Raw genomic sequence first — 20,046 nt, 5'->3', positions numbered from 1 at the left:
CTGCCGGTCAGCGCCCGCTCCGTTCGGCGAGGTCCGCCCGGTAGATGTCGCGGTACTGGGACCAACTGGTGAGCACCTTGCGCAGATAGCCGCGGGTCTCCGTGAAGGTGACCTTGGAGTAATACTCGGCGGCCTCGCCGCTGTAGCAGTAGCTGCGCCACAGGCGGGCCTGCGGCTCACCGGCGTTGTAGGAGGCGACGGCGACGTGGGGCATGCCCCGCGCCCGGTCGAGGAGCCCGCGCAGGTAGGCGGCGCCCAACGGCACGGAAACCTCCGGCCGGTAGAGGTCGTCGGCGGTCACCTCGCCGAGGCCGATCTCGGCGCCGATGCGGCGCGCCGTCGGCGCGACGAACTGGGTGAGGCCGCGGGCCGAAGCCGACGACAGGGCGCGCGGGTCGAAGCGGCTCTCTTCCCGGATCACCGCCGCCAGCAGGTAGGGGTCCACACCGAACCTCCTTCCCTGGGCGGCGAGCAGATCGCTGTGCGGGAAGGGGTAGAGGAGCCGCCGGAGGCGCTCCGGCAGGAAGGGGTCCGGCACCCGGTCGGCGGTGCGTCGCACCAGCAGATCGGCGCGGGCGATGGCGCGATCCGTGCGGCCGGCGCGGTTTTGCAGCAGGCCGCCGGTGAAGGTCAAGTCCGGTGACGAGGTTGGGAAGTTGCGCTGGATCGAAGGCAGTCCTTCCCACCAGATTCCCAGCGCCAGAAGCTTGTCTTCGGCGGTGCGGGTGACGGCGGTCCACAGGGGCCAGTTGCGCACCGGGCGCTCGGCAGCAGCCACGATCGGTCCGGCGAGGCGGTCGCGGGCGAAGCGCTCGGTCAGACGGCCGGCGGCGCGAGCCTTCTGCGGGTGGTCGTCCTCTAGCAGCAGCCAGGCGGGGTAGAGTTCCCCGGCGGCGGCTTGCCGCAGCCCCTCGGCTCGCGCCGGTCCCTCCAGGTGCGTCAGGCGGAGTCGGCGGCGGGCGTCCTGGCCGAGCGGGTGATGCAGGTTCATCCGCTGCACCGCCAAGTAGCGCCGGACCGCCTCGTCTGGGGATTCCTGGAGTTCCGCCAGGCGGCCGCGCCAATAGTTGGTCTCCAGCGCGTTGCGGGCGGCGTCCTTGTCCGCCAGGTCGAGCCAGCGGCCGGCGCGGTCGGCGCGGCCGCGGACCAGGTCCGAGACCGCCGCGAACAGGGCCGCCCGGGCGCCGACCCGGGTCCACTGGCGGCGCGAGTTGAGTAGGTCGAGGAGTTCCAACGCGGCGTCTTCGTCGCCGCCGCGCCATTCGAGGCGCATTGCCCCGATCAGGCCCGAGGACGACCACCGGCCGGTGGGGTCGGCCAGGTAGGCGCGGCGGAAGGTCTGCGCCGCCAGCGCCCACTCGCCGTTCAACTCCAAGGATCGCCCTTGCTGGTAGAGGGCTTGCGCTTTGCGGGTGGGCAGGGAGACCCGGTCGGCGAGGGTACCGAAGCCGGCCGCTGCGGCCGCAAAGCGCTCCTGCCAGAAGTAGCTCCGCACCAGCTCGTAGGCGACGTCGAACTCCTCTCCGTCCAGCTCGCCCCGGTAGGAGCGCACCTGCGGTTCGAGCAGCTCGATGGCCCGGTCGAATTGCCGGTGGTGGTGGAATGTACGGCCGAGGGCGCGGGCCGCCGCCGGCTCCGGCGAACCCACCAGGATCCGGTACCAGCGCTCCGCCGCTTGGCGGGCCGGATCGTCCTGTCGGTCGGCGGCCAGAATCGCCGCGTAGATCTCGCGGGCTTCGTCCAGCGTGCCCCGGCGCTCGGCACAGACGCCGTTGGTGACGGCGAGTTGACGCTGGCTATCCTCGGGCAGCCGGTGGCGCGAGATCCCACGCAGCAGGCGGCAGTCACCGCCGGCCAGAACGGTGCGGTGGAGCACCTCCGTAGCGGGACCGGCGAGGGGTTCCGGACCGGAGGCGACCACCGTTGCCACCAGACCGGCGGCGACTTCCGGATGCTGAGCCTTCTCTTGTTCCAGGGCCAGCCGATAGCGGCTGTACATCTCGAGGGCCGGCGTGCGCGCCATCGACTGCACGAAGGCCCGCGCCGCGTCCGGTCCTTGGCAGAGCTGGGTGAGGAGATGGCCGCGCAGGAAGTCGAGGCCGAAGCTGTGCGCCCGTTCTGTGTCTTCTCGCAGCAGCGTTTCGGTGACTTCCAGGGCTTCCGCCCAGCGGCCTTCGAGCTGGAGTTCGACCAGCACCGGGCGCGGATCCGCCTGCCCCTGGGCGGAACCCGGGACTACGACGGCCGTGATCGCTAGGCTGAGCGCGAAGAGCGCGCGGGAAGAGTTCAGTCGGTTCACCGGTGGTCGCCAGGGGCCTTGGTTAGCAGAACGGGGTCTACAGAGTGGGTTAGCGGAGGCGCCCCACGGTCCGCTGGATCACCAGTCCCCCCAGTTCACTGGCCCATCGGCACGTTGAAGCGCTCGACTCGCGCTCCCAAATCCTGCAACTTCGATTCCATCCGGGCGTAGCCTCGGTCCAAGTGGTAGATGCGGTGGACGATGGTCTCGCCCTCCGCCGCTACCCCGGCGAGCACCAGGCTGGCGGAGGCGCGAAGGTCCGTCGCCATCACGTGGGCGCCGGTGAGCGGCGTGGGGCCGTGGATCTCGGCGCAGTTGCCGTCCACCCGGATGTCGGCGCCCATGCGGGCCAGCTCTTGAACGTGCTGGAAGCGGTTCTCGAACACCAACTCGCACACCTTGGAGACGCCCTCGGTGCGGGTGAGCATCGCCATGTACTGGGCCTGGAGGTCCGTCGGGAAGCCCGGATGCGGCTCGGTGTCGATGGAGGTCGGCCGAAGGCCGCCGTTGCCGCGCACCCGGATCAAGGCCTCAGCGGCGTCGACGGTCGCTCCGGCCTCGGCCAGTTTTTCGAGCAGGGGCGCCAGATCGGCGGCTCGGGAGTCGGTGACGGTGACGTCGCCGCTGGTCAGCGCGGCGCCGATCAGGTAGGTGCCGGCCTCGATGCGGTCCGGAATGATGGTGTGCTGCGCGCCGCCCAGGGATTCCACCCCTTCGATGGTGATGGTGCTTTCGCCGGCTCCCTCGATGCGGCCGCCCATGGCCGTCAGCAGATTCGCCAGGTCGACGATCTCCGGCTCCCGGGCGCAGTTTTCGAGCACCGTGGTGCCGCGGGCCAGAACCGCCGCCATCAGCAGGTTCTCGGTGCCGCCGACGGTGGGGGTGGAAAAGCGGAAGCGGCCGCCGGTCAGCCGCTCGGCGCGCACCGAAACGTCGCCGTGGTCCAGCTCGATCTCGGCGCCCAGGGCTTCGAGGCCTTTCAAGTGCTGGTCGATGGGCCGCACGCCGATGGCACAGCCGCCGGGCAGCGACACCCGCGCCCGGCCGTGGCGGGCGAGCAGCGGACCGAGCACCAGAACGCTGGCGCGCATCGTCTTTACCACCTCATAGGGGGCATCGTGGGCACTCGAGTACGGGCCCGTCCAGCGCAGCCGGCGCCTTCCCTCGGCGGGGGATTCGACGGCCACCCCCAGGTGCTCCAGGAGGCGGCCCATGGTGCGGATGTCGCGCACCTCGGGCACGTTGGCGAGTTCGATCGCCTCGTCTGACAGCAGGCTGGCGGCGAGCACCGGCAGGGCGGCGTTCTTGGCGCCCGAAGCGCGGACCGTTCCGGCCAGGCGGCTGGGACCTTGGATGCGAAATCTTTCCATCGATTGCTCCTACTCGCTCTTTGAACTGTCGCCCTCTGCGTCCGAGCCCGAAGGTCTGGGCGCCCCCGGCGAGGCGGCGGCAACGCCGCCGTGGATGGGGTGAGGCCGAAAAGTCCGTTCTTTTCGACCGAGGAGGCGCCCAGCCCCCTCCTAAGAGTCAGCTAGCAGGCGTGCTGACTTCATCGGGGAAGTCCTTTTCAGCACCCTGCTAACGCGGTCGGCGAAGCTGGACGACTCGCGCAATGCCAGCGTAGTCAGAGATTGTGGCGCCGATGTCCCAATCTCGCGATGCAGCGTGGCGCTCCACTCCCGGCGCCTGCCCCCGGCCAATCTCCAGCAGCATCCAGGTCCCCGGCGCCATCGCCGTCGCCTCTTGTATCAGATCTTCGATCAGGGCGAGCCCCCGCCGCTCCGCGAAGAGCGCGCTCGCCGGCTCGAAGTCGAGAATCTCCGGCGACAGTTCGCCGGTGTCGGCCGGGTCGACATAGGGCGGATTGGATACCACCAGATCGAAGGAAGACAGATCCAGAGCGGCGGCGAGGTCCACCTTTACCGGCGCCACCCGGTTGTCCACCCGGTGGCGCCGAACGTTGGCCTGGACCACCCGCAGGGCGTCGAGGGAACGATCCGCCGCGACCGCCTGGCACCCCGGCAGTTCCAGGGCGAGGGTGACGGCGATACAGCCGGAACCCGTGCCGATGTCCAGGATGCGCGGCGCCGCCGGCAGAGCGAGGGCGAGGGCCGCTTCGACCAGATGCTCCGTCTCCGGTCGGGGAATGAGTACCCGGCGATCGACGGTGAAAGGACGGCCGTAGAACTCCCGCTCGCCGGTCAGGTAGGCGAAGGGCTCGCCGCTGAGGCGGCGCCCGAGAAGTGCCTCGAAGCGCGCCGCCTCCGCCGGCGAAAGGATGTGCTCCGGGTAGGCGAGCACCCGGCTTTCGCTCCAGCCGAGGACATGGCCGGCGAGCAACAGGGCCTCCCGCGGTGGAATCTCGAAGCTCGCCGAGAGTTTACGAAACCGCCGCCGGGCGTCGGCGACCAGGGCGCCCAAGGTTCGTTCCATCGGGCGAGAGTATCGGACCGCGTTAGGGGATCCCAACGCTTTTCGCGCTGAACTCCAGGGGAGAGTCGGTGTCTCGCAACCGCTGGCGCCGGACACCTCGAAGAGAGAGAATAGACGTTCAGCAAACAGTGAATGCGCGGGGGCGGCGAAGTCCGTCGCGGAAAGCGAGCAAAGAGACGTTGATCGAACGGGTGATGGGGCGGCTCCCGGAGTTGGGGCTTCGCCGCCCGAAGGCGACGCTGGCCTTCGGCGTGCTGGTGGTTTTGCTGGCCGCGCCGGGCTTGCTGCGCTTGGAGCTGCGCACCGACGGTCATGCGCTGGTGCCGCCGAACGACCCGGCGGTCCAAAAGGACGCCGAGATTCGGCAGCGCTTCGACCTGCGCGACGCGGTGGCGGTGGTGGTGGAGACGGACCACCCGGACGGGCTGTTCAACACCGAAACCCTCGCCCGGGTGCGCGAACTGAGCGATCGGCTGGTGGCCCTCGAAGGCCTCGGCGAGGTCTACGTTTCGAGCCTGGCGACGGAGAAGCGCGACCGGGTGTATACCGGCACCTTACGCTTTCGGCCCTTCCTGGAGCCGGTGCCGAGCACGCCTGAGGAGATGGACCTGCTGCGCGGCGACCTGGCCGCCACCCAGATTCTCGACGGCACCCTGGTGGCGCTGGACGGCGAGGCGACCACTCTCCTGGTCGGCGTGCCGGCGGCCCACGGCGAGGGTCCCGAGGCGGAGGAGCGGCGCCGGCTGATGGCCGCCGTCGAGGCCGAGGTGGCGACCTTCGACGCCGGTCCGGATCGCGTGCTGGTGGTCGGCGCGCCGGTGGCCGAGGCGCTCCTCGGCCTGCACATCCTGGAAGATCTTTCCCTCCTCTTGCCGCTGGCCATCGCGGTGATCGCGCTGGTGGTGTGGATCGGTTGCCGCCGCCTGTGGGGGGTCGTCCTGGCCCTGGCGGAGGTGGGCGCCGCGCTGATCTTCACCTTCGGCCTGATGGGCTGGCTGGGGGTGCCGGTGTACCTGACCACGGCGGTGCTGCCGGTGATCTTGACCACCCTCGGCCTGGCGGACGAGATCCACATTCTGTGGCGCTACCAGCGACACCTGGGTCAGGGTGCGCCGGAGCCCGTTCGCAGCACCATGCGGCAGCTCACCCGCCCCATCGTCGTGACCTCGCTCACCACCTCCCTGGCCTTTGGCTCCTTCCTGGCGTCGGAGATTCCGCCGGTCCGCTTCTTCGGCCTGTTCGCGGCCATCGGCATCGTCTTCTGCATGCTGTGGTCGCTGTCGGCGGTGCCGGCGATGTTGACCCTCCTCGGTGCCGACCGCCTGCGCCGGGCCGTGTCGGACTCCCAGGCGGCCGCGGACTCGCCGGCGGCGCCCTGGATTCAGCGCCGGATCGATCCCTGGATCGCCTCCCGCTCCCGCCGCCGGGCGGTGCTGATCGCCCTGGCGGCGGTCACCGTGTTGCTGGCGGCGGGCCTGCCGGCGCTGGTGGTGCAGGATAGCTGGATCGACGGATTCGCCAAGGGCAGCCCTTTTCGGCAGGCCACGGAACGGGTCGACGAGCGCTTCTTCGGCACCCACCTGCTGCTCGCCCACCTGGTGTTCGAGCCGCGGCCGGACGATCCTAAGCGGGACTACGCCGGCCTCACCCGCTGGTCCGGGCCGCTCTTCCGTTACGAGACATTGCAGGCCGTCGGCGAGCTGGAAGAGCGCATGCGGCGGGAGCCGGAAGTGGGCGGTGTGCTCGGCCCCTTTTCGCAACTGGTCACCGTCGCCTACCTGTGGCTCGGGCGGCAGGAGGGCGGCCGCAAGCTGCCCGAAGAGCCTTACCAGTTCGGCCGGCTGCTCGACCGCTTCGACATGGCGCGCGGCAAGCACAAGCGCCAAGAGGTGCTGACGGACGACCTCACCGGCGGCGTGATGACCCTTTTCCTGAAGGACGCCAACTACCGGGACACGGCGGAGTTGATCGCGCGGCTGGAGGCTTCCGTCGAAGAGCTGCTCGAGCCCCACGGCGGGCATTTGGAGCTGGGCGGCGACGTCGCCGTTAGCCAGGCGATGATCCCGGCGATCGTGCGTACCCAGGTGTCGTCTCTGCTCCTCGCCCTGGCCGGCGCCTTTCTGGCCGTGTCGCTCTTCTATCGCTCGCCGAAACGCGCCGCCCTGGCGATCTTGCCGGCGGCGGTGGCGGTGCTTTGGGTGTTCGGGCTGATGGGCTGGCTAGGGGTACCCCTGGGGGTCGCCACCTCAATGTTCTGTGCTGTCACCCTCGGTATCGGAGTGGACTACGGCGTTCACTTCCTGGAGGGCACCCGGCGCGAGCACGGCGAAAAAGGAGGGGGTGCCGAGGGCGGCGGCGTGTCGGCCTCCCTCGCCGCCACCGGCCCGGCGATTATCGCCGACAGTCTGGCTATCGCCCTGGGCTTCGGCCTCCTGGGCCTTTCCCAGGTGCCGGCGAACGCCTATCTCGGTCTGCTGGTGGCCGCCGCGCTGCTGTCGGCGGCGGTGTTGACGCTGCTGGGTTTGGCGGCGCTCCTGAACAGGGAATAGGCGAAGCCTTCAAGCCGGTCGCAGCGCGGGCGGCTCATCTTGGAAGGGTCTACCCCCTGCAAGGGGCTTGAACCGAGAGCAGGGAAATGCATTAGGATGGGAAACCACCGTGCAAAGACGACTCCTTCTTCCCCTGATCGTCCTCGCTGCTTGCAGTTCGACGGATCGAAGTAGGCAGCCTTCGGCTCCCCCCGTCGATGCCGATTCCTCCTCGGCTGAATCAGTACTTGTGCCTACCGGTTTGGGCAGTCGCTACGTTCTTGTTTGGCTGAAGTCTGGCGGCTCGACGGAGTTGACCCAGGAGGAGCGCGCCGTCGCCCTGGAGGGTCACTTCGCCAACATGGGTCGGTTGTTCGACGAACGTTTTCTGCTGATGGCCGGACCGCTGGGCGAGCCCAGGTCGGATCCGAGGGATCGAGGGATCTTCGTCTTCGACGTAGACGAGGTGGAAGAGGCCGATGCCTTGACCGCGACCGATCCCGCCGTGCAGGCCGGAGTCTTCGTCTTCGACGCTCATCCCTTCGAAGCCAACGATCCTCTACGTACGCTCTTCGAGCTCGAAGAGGACAACGAGGAGGGGCTCGATGGGATGCGGATGTTCGTAGTCGCGAGGTCACCCCACGCGGAACGGGCAGATGCTGCTGTTGCGTCGCTGGTCGCCGAAGGAATGGTTACCGTATCCGGTCGTCTGGGAGGTGGACGTGAGGCCACGGGCCTCTATGTCGTCAACGCCGAGACCGTTGACGAGGCGCGTCAAATGCTGATCGCCGCGAGTGGCGAACAGGACCTCGAGTGGGACCTATCGCCCTGGTTTGGTTCGAAGACTCTCGAAAGGCTTGGTCGGACAACAGGTTCCTCGCCCTGAGGAGCTGGGCCTGGCAGCATTGCCGAAAAACTGACGGCTCACCCTGTCGCCGATCTCGTCTGATCGGCTAGCCCGTCCTTCTCACCAACTTCGTCGCGAGAGGGCGTAGGCGTCTGTAGCTGCAAGGAGTTTGGTTCTCGAAGCGACGTAGGCGTACTCGAAGTACGTCGAGGAGCGGAGAGGCCAAAGGACGCCGCAGATGCAGGCGCATCCGCCCTCGCAGCAGAAGGCTGGTGAGAAGGTCGGGCTAGCGGCCGTCGTCAAAGACCTCTCCATTCCTATCCCCAACTCGAGCGCTCTCACCGCTGTGGTGAGGGGCTGAATGGTTGCCCGTTGGCAACTCTTCCTCGTCGTGCCTCTCGGGAGGTCCCGCAGAGGCGCTTCAAGAGGTGGGCTCCGGGTTCATTCTGCGTCCTTTTTCGAGGTTCTCCGACTACCTGGTTGAGTCGCAAAAACGCGAACCGACCTTTGGAGAGAAGCTCATGTCGAATCACACCCACCTTCCCGTAGCTGTCATCGGTGCCGGTCCCATTGGTCTCGCGACCGCCGCCAACCTGGTCGAACGGGGAATGAAGCCCTTGATTCTCGAGGCCGGTCCTCGCGTTGCCGCGAGCATGTGGGACTGGGGGCACGTGAGGCTGTTCACGCCTTGGTCGTATCTCGTCGACCCGCCGAGCCGGCGCCTGCTGGAGGCGAATACCGATTGGCAGCCGCCGGACGAGGACTACGTCCCTTACGGCAAGGAGCTCGTCGAGCAGTTCTTCGATCCGCTGGCAACCATCGACGGCATAGGCGACAACATCCGCTTGAATCACAAAGTGGTGTCGGTGGCCAAGGTGGGGCACGATCGGATGAAGAACGGAGCCCGTGATGAGGCTCCTTTCCTGATCGTGGCCGATACCCCCGACGGCCCTCGCCGATTCACCGCAAAGACCGTGATCGACACCTCCGGTACCTGGACCACGCCGAATCCCCTCGGGGCCGGTGGAGTACCGGCCGACGGCGAAGCCGAGTTCCGGAGTCAAATTCGCTATGGGATGCCGGATGTGCTCCATCGGGAACGCGAGCGTTATGCCGGCAAGCGGGTTTTGGTGGTGGGGTCGGGCCACTCGGCGATCGGAAGCGTGCTCGATCTGGTGGAGCTTGCCCAGCACGAGCCCGGCACCTTGGTGGCCTGGGCGGTTCGTAAGAGGGATCCGAGAAAACTATGGGGCGGCGGCGAAGCCGACGAGATTCAACAGCGAGGTGAACTCGGAACCCGCGTAGCCGAAGCCGTCCGGAGCGGCGCCGTCACGCTGCTCACGGGGCTCTCGATCAGTGGGCTGCGGCGTCACCAGGAGGGGCTGGAAGTGGTGGACGTCGAGGGCGCCGGGCAGGTCGTGGTCGACGAAATCGTGGTGGCCGCCGGATCTCGGCCGGATCACGAGATGCTGCGCGAACTTCGCCTAGAACTCGATGTAGCGACGGAAGCGGCGAAGGATCTCGGTCCGATGATCGATCCGAATTTTCATAGCTGCGGGAGCGTCCGGCCGCACGGTTTCAAGGAACTCGGGCATCCCGAGAAGGGGTTTTTCATCGCAGGAATGAAGAGCTACGGTCGGGCCCCCACCTTCCTGCTGCGCACCGGCTACGAACAGGTTCGCTCGATCGTGGCGCACCTGGCGCAAGACGACGAGGCGGCGGGCCGGGTGGAGTTGATTCTTCCCGAAACGGGAGTTTGCTCGACGGACCTGGCCGGTGAGGAGAAGGATTCTGCAGGGAAATGCTGCTGAAGGCTGGCGATGTCGGGTACCGGGCGCTGATCGGGAAGCTGTGCCTGATCGAGGTCATCGCCTGGGGTGTTCTCTACTACACCTTCGCGGTCTTCTTGCCCCCGATGGCGAGCGAACTCGGTTGGTCCTCCGCCGCTCTCGCGGCAGGGTTTTCGTCAGCTCTTTTCGTCGCGGGGATGGCGGCTCCGCTGGTCGGGGTTTGGATTGATCGTCGTGGGTCGCGCGGTCTGATGGCGGTTGGAGCCCTCGCCGGCAGCCTCGGGGTCGCCGTGTGGAGTATGTCGACCACCTTGCTCGTCTACTTCATCGGCTGGGCGTTGATCGGCCTCGCCATGGCCGGGACGCTGTACGCTCCCGCCTTCGCGACGGTCGTCCGTGCGGACCCCGGCAGGAGTCGCAAGGCGATTCTGATCATTACCCTGATCGGTGCCTTGGCCTCAACCCTCTTCATGCCGCTCGCCAGCCTGCTCGGCGAAAGCTGGGGTTGGCGAGCTGCCCTGCTCGTGCTGGCCTCGCTCCTGGCCCTGGTCGTGGCGCCGCTCGCGGCGAGTCTGCCGAAGGTCTCCCCGCGGCAAGAGGTGATCGCTGAACAGGACCGGGCGCCGCAGGTCCAGGAACGAATCCCTGGCTTCGGCACCTTTGCGCTGGCCTTGATGATCGCCGACGCGGTAAGCGTCGTGGTGAACGTTCACTTGGTGGTGTTCATTCACGAGCGAGGCGAATCTCTGCAAACAGCAGCGGGTATCGCGGGCCTCGCCGGAGCAGCGAAGATCGGAGGTCGGCTCGCCACCGCGGCGGGCACCGGAGTTCCGGCGCTGGTGCTCCTGTGGGCGACATTTCCGCTGACGGCCGTGGCGCTTCTGCTGCCTGTGATTTGGCCCGCCACCTGGGCCACGGTCCTGATGGTGCTGGGTTTTGGGGCGACCAACGGGGCGCGCACGGTTTTAAGACCCGCCGTCGTCGTCGAATGGGGCGGTTCTGGCAGTTTTGGCAAGAACAACGGCCTTCTGCAGCTCTTCACGACCCTCGCGAAGGCCGTCGGTCCGGTCGCATTCGGCCTTCTGTTGGGAGCATTCGGTTGGCTTCGGGCATGGCCGGTTCTCGCTGCGATGTTGCTGGTCAGCGGTGCCCTATTGCTGGCGCTTCGAAGGGGTTCGGGGGATCGACTCACCGTCGTCGAGGCAACTCCTCGTTGAGTTCGCGTCCGCCAGAGCCAGCCTCGAGCTGCTGTTGTTGAAGGGTACCGGCTTCGCCGTAGTCGACTGAGCCGGCTGGGTACTGCGGCCGGCTCAGGAGCGGGCTTCGCGCTCCATGCGCTCCGCCTGGTAGTGGTTGATCAGCGGATCGATCAACGGGTCGATATCCCCTTCGAGCACCGCCGGTAGCTGGTGCAGGGTGAGGCCGATGCGGTGGTCCGTCACCCGGTTCTCTTTGAAGTTGTAGGTGCGGATCTTCTCGGAGCGGTCGCCGCTTCCCACCATCTGCCGCCGCTCTTCGGCCAGTTCCGAATTGGCCTTTTCCTGCTCCAGTTCGAGCAGCCGGGCTTTCAAGACCCGCAGGGCCTTGGCCTTGTTCTTGATCTGGCTGCGTTCGTCCTGGCAGGACACCACCAGGCCGGTGGGCAGGTGGGTGAGGCGCACCGCCGAGTAGGTGGTGTTCACCCCCTGGCCGCCAGGGCCGGAGGCGCAGAAACGGTCCACCCGCAGGTCGCTTTCGGCGACGTCGATCTCCACGTCCTCGGCTTCCGGCAGCACCGCCACGGTCACCGCCGAGGTGTGGATACGGCCGGAGGTTTCCGTCTGCGGTACCCGCTGCACCCGGTGCACCCCGGCCTCGTACTTGAGGCGGCTGTAGGCGCCGCGTCCTTCGACGATGGCCGAGATTTCCTTGATGCCGCCGACGGACGACTCGGACAGATCGATCACGTCGATCTTCCAACGGTGCTCCTCGGCATAGCGGCCGTACATGCGGTACAGCTCCGAGGCAAAGAGCGTCGCCTCGTCGCCACCGGTGCCGGCGCGGATCTCCAACACCACGTTGCGGTGGTCGTTGGGATCCTTCGGAATCAGTTCTACCTGGAGCTTGCCTTCCAGCTCGCCCTGCCGCGTCGTGAGGCTCTCCTTCTCCTCCTGCGCCATGGTGTAGAGCTCGTCGCCCTTGTCGAGGGATTCGAGCATCTCGCGGGTCTCTTCGAGCTGCTGCCGCACCTCTTTGTACTGCCGATAGAGCTCCACCACCGGACCGATCTCGGCCAGGGCTTTGGAGGCTTCGGTGTACTCCTTGGGATTGCCCAGCACCTCAGGATCCGCCAGCTTGCGGGTCAGCTCCTGGTGGGAGTCTTCGATGTGCGCGAGTTTTTCGAGCATGGCCTGGGTCTACCGGTGGGAGCCGTCCGGCGGCGGAAGGCCGCCGGGGAATGAGCAAAGGAAGGCTTCGTGGAGGAGGTCCGCTCACTCGCCTGGAGCAAGCCGAACCCCCTGCCGACCGCGAGGTCAGGAAGCCGCTTTGTCGCGGTTGCCGTAGCGGCGCTGGAAGCGCTCGACGCGGCCCGCCGAGTCCACCAGCTTCTGCTTGCCGGTGAAGAACGGGTGGCAGGCGCTACAGATCTCGAGGCGCAGCTCTTCCTTGGTCGAGTGGGTCTCGAAGGAGTTGCCGCAGGCGCAGGTGACGGTGACCTTGTGGAGCGTGGGATGGATGTCGGTTTTCACGATACGGGTCCTTCCGAAAAATGACTCCGAAAAATAGCTGGGGCCGGATGATTGACTGAAAGTACCGCGCGGCTCTTCCGTTTGGGCCGGTCCGGCCGTGCTGCGCGAATCGTCAACGCTAGCCGATCCGTGGCCCTTTGGCAAGATCTGCCGGGGCGAGTCTTTCAACCGTCGACTTGGGCCCCGAAATTCCCGCTTTGGGTCATCCAATACTCAGCGACGCACGAATAAGACCTTTGTGGGGCATCGTGCCCCGGCCTTGGAGAGAGAGGCCGAAGGCCCCTCGGGCTCTCTCTCCAAGGTTCGTTGAGAACTTCTCCCCTGCAGGTCCTGGATTCTCTATCGCTCGACACCCCAGGTCGGGCCGTGCAGGGCCGCGTTCAGGAACAGCGGCATGGTCGCCCGCCAGTACACCCGAAACGCCGGATCCTGGGCGAACACCACCGTGCGCCCGCGGCCGACGGTTTCGCTGGCGACCAGCAGGGCGCCGGGTAGATCCCTCAGGGTTTCGTCCCACACCAGGCCGGCGGTCACCGGCAGAGAATCCGCGACGCGCAGCAGGTTCTCGCGTCGGTCGGAGAGCGGCGCGAGGATTTTGGCGTCCCGGAAAAGCACTGCCGGTGATCCCTTGAGGCCTGCCGCCAGGGGACTGTCGCGATACAGCTCCGTCGCCAGGGCGGCCCCCGGCACTTCCGGCCGCGGGGCCCCGTCTTCGCTGCGGTACGGGCGCTCGTCGATGGTCGTGAGATTGCGCGCCCGTAGCCACTCCACCGCCTCGCCGACGGCGATCAGTAATCCGCCCGTCCGGGTCCAGCGCTCCAGCGCATCGCCCGCCCGCTTGGGCAGGGCGCCCCGGCCATCGGCCCGGAAGTGTCCGTCCGGCAGGATGATCACTTGGAAGGCGTCGAGCATCGGGCCGCGCAGGTCACGGCTTTCCAGGCGGGTGACGGGGGCTTCCACCACCCGGTCGAGCAGGTGCCACAGGCTGCCGAAGGACAGCGCTTCGAAACCCGGACCGCCGATCAGGCCGATGCGCGCCGGGCGCACCCGCGGCGCCTGATCCGAGCCTAGGGAGATGCCGTCCGTCGAGAACGACGTGCCGACGCGGCGGATCACCACGCCGCACTCTTCTGCGATTCGCGCCATGCTTTCGGCCAGGGAGTCCGGGGCATCTTCATTCTCGGCCGGCACGAACAGACTGCCGGCGGTGTAGACATGCCCTTCCACCTCCAGATCCGCCAGCACCAGTCGATAGGCGATGCCCTCTTCCTGTAGACGACCGGCGGCTCGGTAGCCGGCCACGCCGCTCCAGGGGACCAAGTAGCCCACCCGGCCCTTGCCCTCCAAGGCGCCAACGGGGGAGGAGAACTCGGCCGCGGAGAGATCCTCCAGCGTGCCGGCGAAGGTCCAGGTCGGCACGCCATAGGCGAGGGGGAGCGACCAGGCGGTGATGTCGTAGAAGTCCGGCTCCTGCAGCCGATTGAGTTTTTGCCGCTGACGATCGACGAAGGCCGGCGGTAGTGGGGTGCGGGCATCGAGCAGGGTGCGCACCAGATTGCCCAGCGGTTGCGCCGTGGTCACCGCGTAACTGCCGGCCCGAAAGCGCCGCTCACCGGAGCGCCCGTCGCCGACCCGGCGCACGGCCAGTTCCTGCCGGCGGGCGAGACGGTCGATCCGCACCCCGTGAAAGGTCAGCAACCGGGCCATGGCGTGGCCTTCCGGGGCATCCGCCGGCCACAGGTAGGTGGTCGGCGGCTGGCGCAAGGTGTCGAGGCGGCCGGCGACGAAATCTTCGAGCAAGCGAGCGCGCTGAGAGGCGGCGGTCCGCAACGTCGTCCAGGAGGTGGTCAGGTGGCGGGCAATGCGGTCCGCCAGGCGCAATTCGGTGCCGTCCGGTCGCACCACCGCCAGGCCCGCTTCTTCGCCGCCGGCCATCTCGTAGGTCATCCCCACGGCGCCGCGCAGGCTCGGGTAGGAGTCGCCGTAGCCGGGGTAAAACAGATCGAAGTCTTCGGCCTTGAAGTAAAGCCAACTCCGAGCGTCGAAGGCGCGGGCGTTGGCGGCGCCGAACACCCCCAGCCATTCCTCCACCCGCCGGTCGATCGCCGGGTTCATGGGCGCCGCCACCGGCGGAAAGAAATAGCTCGATTCGGCGTCCATCTCGTGCAGGTCCACATGCACCAGTGGCTCCCAGGCGCGATAGGCGGTGAGGCGCTGGCGGGTTTCCACCTGGGTTGCCCAACTCCAGTCGCGATTGAGATCGATCAGGTAGTGGTTGAAGCGCCCGCCGGGCCAGTTTTCGCGGTGCTCGGCGGCGAGTGGATCGCTCGACGTCCGCCGGCCACGGCGTTGCTCGAAGTCACCCACGTAGCGGGCGCGGCCGTCGGGATTGGCGTTGGGATCGATCACCACCACCAAGTCTTCGAGCAGCTCGGAGACGTCGTCGCCGCCGGCGGTGAGCAGGTAGGCCGTCGCCATCGCCGCTTCGCTCGACGACGATTCGTCGCCGTGGATGCCGTAGGTCAGCCAAACCACCGCCGGCTGTTCGTCGATCAGCGCCTGACGTTCGGCGGCCCGGATGTCTTCCGGATCGGCGAGCATCGCCTGGCGGCCGCGGATCGCCTCCAGGCGCTTCTGGTGAGTGGGGCTGGTGATCACCGCCAGGGTCAGCGGGCGGTCCTCGTAGGTGCGTCCGTATTCGCGCAGGGAAACCCGGTCCGAGGCGGTTGCCAGGGCTTCGAAGTAGCCGCGAATCTCGTCGCCGCGGGTGAAACGTTCGCCCAGGCGGTAGCCGAGGTGGGCCGCCGGATGAGGGATCTCCGGATCGAGCGCCGGCAGGGCGAGGGCGGCTCCGTCGGTGCGCTCGGAGAGCCAGGCCGCTTCCGGCTGCTGCGCCACTGCCGCTGGCAGTAACCAGAAGGCGAGCGCCAAGACGACGAGCAGGCGAGTTCTGGTCTGACGAGCCCCAGAGGAAACTGCACGGGACCGAGCCCGAAGGCTATGGCGCCCCCGGCGGAGCGGGCGGCCGAGCCGCCGTGGATGGGGTGAGCCCGAACGATCTGTTCGGGCGAGGGGGCGCTCTGTCCCCTGGAAAGAAACAGTTAGAAGTGCCGCTGGAATCATGAACGAAGTGCTTTGTTCAGCGGCACTTCTAGCCGGCCGCGACACTGTCGGCGGAGATGCTCAGACGCTTCATCATCTCGTGCAGGGTGGTGGGCTTGACCTGCAGCATTTCCGCCGCCCGCTTCTGAACGCCGCCGGTGATCTGCAGGGCCTTGATGATGAGCTGCCGTTCGTACTCGCCTACTGCTTCCTTGAGGGACACGCCCTGCGCCGGCAGGGCGGCGGCGGGGGTGGCTAGAGCGCTCGGCTGGCGTACCGACATCGGCAGTAAGTCGACGTCGAGCACCTTACCGGTGGAGAGCACCACGGCGCGCTCGATGACGTTTTCGAGTTCCCGCACGTTGCCTTGCCAGTGGTGGTCCATCAGCAATTCCATCGCTGCCGGCGAGATGTCCTCCAGTATCTTCTCGTTCTCCCGGGCGTACTCCTCGAGGAAGTGCCGGGCGAGGAGCGGAATGTCCTCGGAGCGCTTGCGCAGTGGCGGTAGGTTCAACGTGATCACATGCAGGCGGTAGTACAGATCCTCCCGGAAGGCGCCCTGTTGCACCTGCTCTTCGAGGTCGGCGTTGGTCGCCGCGATGATCCGCACGTCGGCGGTGATGGTGTCCACACCGCCGAGGCGCATGAATTCTTTCTCCTGGATCACCCTCAGCAGCTTGGCCTGCGTTTCGAGGGGGATGTTGCCGATCTCGTCGAAGAAGATCGAGCCGTCGGCGGCGGTTTCAAAGAGGCCCTTCTTGTTCGAGATGGCGCCGGTGAAGGCGCCTTTGACGTGGCCGAAGAGGTTGCTCTCCAGCAGGTCCGAAGGCATCGAGCCGGAATTCACCGTCACGAAGGGGCCGCCGGAGCGCCGGGAGTGATGATGGATTGCCTTGGCTACCAGCTCCTTGCCGGTGCCGCTCTCGCCCAGAATCAGGATGTTCGATTTGGACGGCGCCGCCAGGCGGATCATCTCGAATACCTGCTGCATCGGCTTGGACTTGCCGATGATCTTGTCGAAGCCGTAGCGCTGCTTGAGCTGATCCTTCAGGTCGCGATTCTCGGCGGCCAGGCGGCGTTGCTCCAGGCCCTTGCGCAGGGTGAGCAGCACTTCGTCGTTCTTGAAGGGCTTGGGGATGTAGTGGAAGGCGCCGTTTTTCATCGCTTCGATGGCGCCTTCGATCGATGAGAAAGCGGTGATCACCACCACCACCTGGTCCGGATCGCTCTCGCGGATCTGGTGCAGCACCTCGTGGCCGGACATGCCCGGCAGCATGAGGTCGAGGATCACCAGGTCGATTTCCTCCCGGCGCAGCACCGCCAAGCCTTCCTCGCCGCTCCGGGCGGTGAAGGTGGTGTGGCCCTCTTTTCGGATCAACGCCGAGAGAACGTCCTGGAGGACCTCCTCGTCGTCGACAACCAGAATATTCATGCAGTCTCGGGTAGGTCTCTCAGAACGGGCAGCTCGATGGTAAAGCGGCTGCCCTGGCCGGCAACGCTGGCGGCTTTCAAATCTCCACCGTGGCGCTGGATGATTTCATAGCTGATCGCAAGCCCCAGGCCGGTGCCTCCGCGGCCGACCTTGGTGGTGAAGAAGGGCTCGAAAATACGTGCGAGCTGGGCCGGCGGAATGCCCGGTCCGTCGTCCTCGACGGTCAGCAATACGCGCTCACCTCGCGGCTCCAGGGTCAGGGATAGGTTCCCGCCCTGGCCGTTGAAGGCGTCGCTGGCGTTGATCACCAGATTGGTCAACACCTGCTGCAACTCGCCCTCGTTGCCGGGAACCAGAATCTCGCCCTCCGGCCGCTGCCAGCCCGTCCGCACGCTGTGCTTCACCAGCCGCGGCCGCAGCAGATCCAGGGAGTCGTCCACCAGGGCGGCGAGATCCACCGGCACCAGCTCCTGCTCGCGGTTGCGGGCAAACTCCAGCAGGCTGTTGACGATCTGTGACGCCCGGAAGGTTTGCTTCTCGACTTTTTTGAGGATCGCATAGTTGGGATCCGAATCGTCGAGGTCCGCCAAGAGCATCTGGGCGTAGCTCGAAATGCCGGTGATCGGGGTGTTGACCTCGTGGGCCACACCGGCGGCGAGGGCGCCCAGGGCGGCCAGGCGGTCTTTGTCGCGGAGCGCCGCCTCCAGGGCCACCCGCTCGCTGACGTCGTGCACCATCAGGATCACGAGCGGTTCCGCCTCACCGGTGAGCGCCTCCTCGTCCACCGGGGCCGCCTCGCCGGTCCGGAATTCCGCCGTCGACAGGCGCAGGTGGCGCTCGGTGCCGTCCGCTTCGCAGTAGGAGACTTCGATCTGGCCATCCGCCGGCGTCGGCAGCGGCCGCACCGGCACGACCTCGGCGATGGGCACATCCCGCAGCAGGTCGCGATCCCGGCCGACCATCGCCGCGAAGGCGCCGTTGGCGGACACGATGCGCTCGCCGTCGAGCACCACGATGCCCGCCGGCGACGATTCGACGATGCCCTCGGTGTAGCTCTGGAGCGCGCTGACCTCGGCGAGTTGCTCCTGCACCCGCTCGATCAGGTGAGCGTTCTCGATCGCCAGGGCGGTTTGGTCGAGGAGCTGGCGAATGAGGTCGAGGTCGTCGCTGTTCAAGGGTCGCTGATCGGTGCGATAGCCGGCCACCGCCAAGCCCACCCGCTGGCCGGAGACGGTCAGCGGAAAGACGTAGCGGTAGCCCGCCTGGTACAGGCGCTGCGCCACCGGCTGGTCGCCGCCCGGCAGGGCGACGCCGGAAAGGGACTCGACCTCGCGGCTCCACAGCTCCTCGCCGAGGGCGTTGGCGGGCAGCTCCGGCGGTGCGCCGGCCTCGGCCCTGAGCAGCGCCAAGCTCTCGCCGCGGTCGAGGTACAGGTTCACCCGTTCCAGCTCGATGGCGTCTTCCAGCCGGGCGAGGAGGTTGGCGCAGAGCTGCCCCAGGTCGCGCTCGTGGAGCAATTCGTGGGCGTGCTCCGTCAGGGCCTTGCGCTTGCCCCAGCTCTGCCGGTACTGCAGGCGCTCCAAGCCGAGGGCGATGCCGCGGCGGGCCGGCAGCATCAGGCCGGCGATGGTCAGGCCGGTGGCGAAGGAGGCGAGATTGCGCGCCGTTGCCATGCCCTCCGGCAGGCCCCGGCTGATCGCCAGATTGGCGAGGGCGAACCCGAGGGCGCCGAACATCAGCGTGAGGGTCGCCGAGATGGCGTTCCTCACGATGACATCGATATCCCACAGCTTGTAGCGCAGGATCGCCCAGGCGAAGGTGATCGGCACCAGCGCCAGGGGCGCCACCGCCGCGGTGTTCAGGAGCTGCGATTCGCCGCCGCCGAAGCCGAGCCAGCGGGGGGCGCCATAGAGCAGCGCGAAGGGCACGTAGCCGCCGACGATGCCCAGCGCGATCCAGCGCACCTGGCGGGATTTCTCCCAGCCGGTCTCCCGCCGGAGCCGCCACAGCAGCGCCGCGGCGGCGGCGAGCGAGAAGAGCACCCAGGAGAGCGTCTCCAGGCGGTCGAGGCGAGCGAAGGCGCCGCTCAAGTCGCCGCCGAAGAACAGCCGGCCGCCGGCGAAGAACAGATCGCCGTAGAGCAGCATCTGCACCGCTGCCGGCAGGTACAGGAATGGGAGCCAGCGGCTCAGTCGGGCAACGCCCGAAGCCTCACCGCTCCGGTTCGAGCCCAGAGTGGTCGGGAACACCAGGAACAGGTGCAGAGTCAGCGCCGGCAGCAGCAGACGGGCGATCTGGTCCGCCAGGAACAGCGCCTGCTCGGTGCCGCCAGGGGTGGCCGACAACACGCCCGGGGTAATCCAGAAGAAGGCCGCCGAAACCAGGCACCAGAGGAAGAACAAGCCGGTGCGCCGGCGCGTATCCCGCAGCAGCGTGTAGAGGCCGATCAGCAGATAGGCGATGCCGATGAGCGCCAGCACCATGTACGGGAAGTCGATGCGGAGAGCCGGCCGCTGGTAGCGAACCTGGACGATCTCTTCGCCGCGCTGCACCTGCACCGGCGTCGAAGCCGCCGAGCGCAGGAGATTGCGCAACTCGTCGAGCTGGCCGGGGGTGGTTTCCTCCGCGCCCACCCCGACGATCAGGTCGCCTTGCTCCAGGCCGGTGCCGGGCGCCGCCTGGACGACGCCGAGAATCCCGCCGCGATCCACCGCCTCCACGCCCGTCGGCTGGAAGGAGGCGACCTTGAGCTGCACGCTCAACGTACCGAGCACCGCCACCACCGCCGCCAGCGAGAGGGCGATGGTGAGGATCAAGGTGCGGCGGGTGCGTGTCGTGGTCATGGCTCCGTTTCGTGGCTTTCGGCGCGGCGGTCAGCTCCACCTT

General features: G+C 67.5%; 12 protein-coding genes. 4 read left to right on the top strand and 8 right to left on the bottom strand.

The window, feature by feature from the left end:
* Nucleotides 1–7 precede the first annotated feature (7 nt).
* The 3 genes from AAF481_10480 to prmC form a co-directional block, all read right to left on the bottom strand.
* A complete protein-coding gene (locus AAF481_10480) occupies nt 8–2,299 on the bottom strand; it encodes a lytic transglycosylase domain-containing protein (GenBank protein MEM7481588.1) in 2,292 nt (763 codons plus the stop codon).
* Nucleotides 2,300–2,394: 95 nt separating this feature from the next.
* A complete protein-coding gene (murA, locus tag AAF481_10475; GenBank protein ID MEM7481587.1) occupies nt 2,395–3,669 on the bottom strand; it encodes a UDP-N-acetylglucosamine 1-carboxyvinyltransferase in 1,275 nt (424 codons plus the stop codon).
* Between the two features lie 208 nt (nt 3,670–3,877).
* Nucleotides 3,878–4,732: a peptide chain release factor N(5)-glutamine methyltransferase gene (gene prmC, locus AAF481_10470; protein ID MEM7481586.1), complete on the bottom strand. Its 855-nt coding sequence runs from the start codon at nt 4,730–4,732 to the stop codon at nt 3,878–3,880.
* Between the two features lie 194 nt (nt 4,733–4,926).
* Here prmC and AAF481_10465 point away from each other — a divergent pair, with 194 nt between their 5' ends.
* The 4 genes from AAF481_10465 to AAF481_10450 all read left to right on the top strand — a co-directional run bounded on the left by AAF481_10465 (nt 4,927) and on the right by AAF481_10450 (nt 11,114).
* A complete protein-coding gene (locus tag AAF481_10465; GenBank protein ID MEM7481585.1) occupies nt 4,927–7,281 on the top strand; it encodes an MMPL family transporter in 2,355 nt (784 codons plus the stop codon).
* 229 nt (nt 7,282–7,510) lie between these two features.
* Nucleotides 7,511–8,146 (top strand): YciI family protein, encoded by a 636-nt coding sequence (locus AAF481_10460; GenBank protein ID MEM7481584.1) that lies wholly within the window; start codon nt 7,511–7,513, stop codon nt 8,144–8,146.
* Between the two features lie 482 nt (nt 8,147–8,628).
* The gene (locus AAF481_10455) at nt 8,629–9,918 is read left to right on the top strand and encodes an FAD-dependent oxidoreductase (GenBank protein ID MEM7481583.1); all 1,290 of its coding nucleotides are present in this window, start codon (nt 8,629–8,631) and stop codon (nt 9,916–9,918) included.
* On the top strand, nt 9,909–11,114 hold the full coding sequence (locus AAF481_10450; protein MEM7481582.1) for an MFS transporter: 1,206 nt from the start codon (nt 9,909–9,911) through the stop codon (nt 11,112–11,114). Before AAF481_10455 ends, AAF481_10450 begins: the two co-directional genes overlap by 10 nt.
* A gap of 93 nt (nt 11,115–11,207) precedes the next feature.
* Here AAF481_10450 and prfA read toward each other — a convergent pair whose 3' ends face one another.
* The 5 genes from prfA to AAF481_10425 form a co-directional block, all read right to left on the bottom strand.
* A complete protein-coding gene (prfA, locus tag AAF481_10445; GenBank protein MEM7481581.1) occupies nt 11,208–12,284 on the bottom strand; it encodes a peptide chain release factor 1 in 1,077 nt (358 codons plus the stop codon).
* Nucleotides 12,285–12,410: 126 nt separating this feature from the next.
* Nucleotides 12,411–12,626: a 50S ribosomal protein L31 gene (gene rpmE, locus AAF481_10440; protein ID MEM7481580.1), complete on the bottom strand. Its 216-nt coding sequence runs from the start codon at nt 12,624–12,626 to the stop codon at nt 12,411–12,413.
* Nucleotides 12,627–12,965: 339 nt separating this feature from the next.
* On the bottom strand, nt 12,966–15,557 hold the full coding sequence (locus tag AAF481_10435; protein ID MEM7481579.1) for a M14 family zinc carboxypeptidase: 2,592 nt from the start codon (nt 15,555–15,557) through the stop codon (nt 12,966–12,968).
* A 220-nt stretch (nt 15,558–15,777) separates the two neighbouring features.
* Nucleotides 15,778–17,160, bottom strand: coding sequence for a sigma-54 dependent transcriptional regulator (locus AAF481_10430; protein MEM7481578.1), 1,383 nt, complete (start codon nt 17,158–17,160; stop codon nt 15,778–15,780).
* Nucleotides 17,157–20,003: an ATP-binding protein gene (locus AAF481_10425; GenBank protein ID MEM7481577.1), complete on the bottom strand. Its 2,847-nt coding sequence runs from the start codon at nt 20,001–20,003 to the stop codon at nt 17,157–17,159. Before AAF481_10425 ends, AAF481_10430 begins: the two co-directional genes overlap by 4 nt.
* Between the last annotated feature and the right edge of the window lie 43 nt (nt 20,004–20,046).

It is taken from the genome of Acidobacteriota bacterium (assembly GCA_039030395.1).
Lineage (GTDB): Bacteria > Acidobacteriota > Thermoanaerobaculia > Multivoradales > JBCCEF01 > JBCCEF01.
The sequence above is the reverse complement of the archived record's forward strand: the minus strand, read 5'-3'. Positions and strand labels throughout refer to the sequence as shown.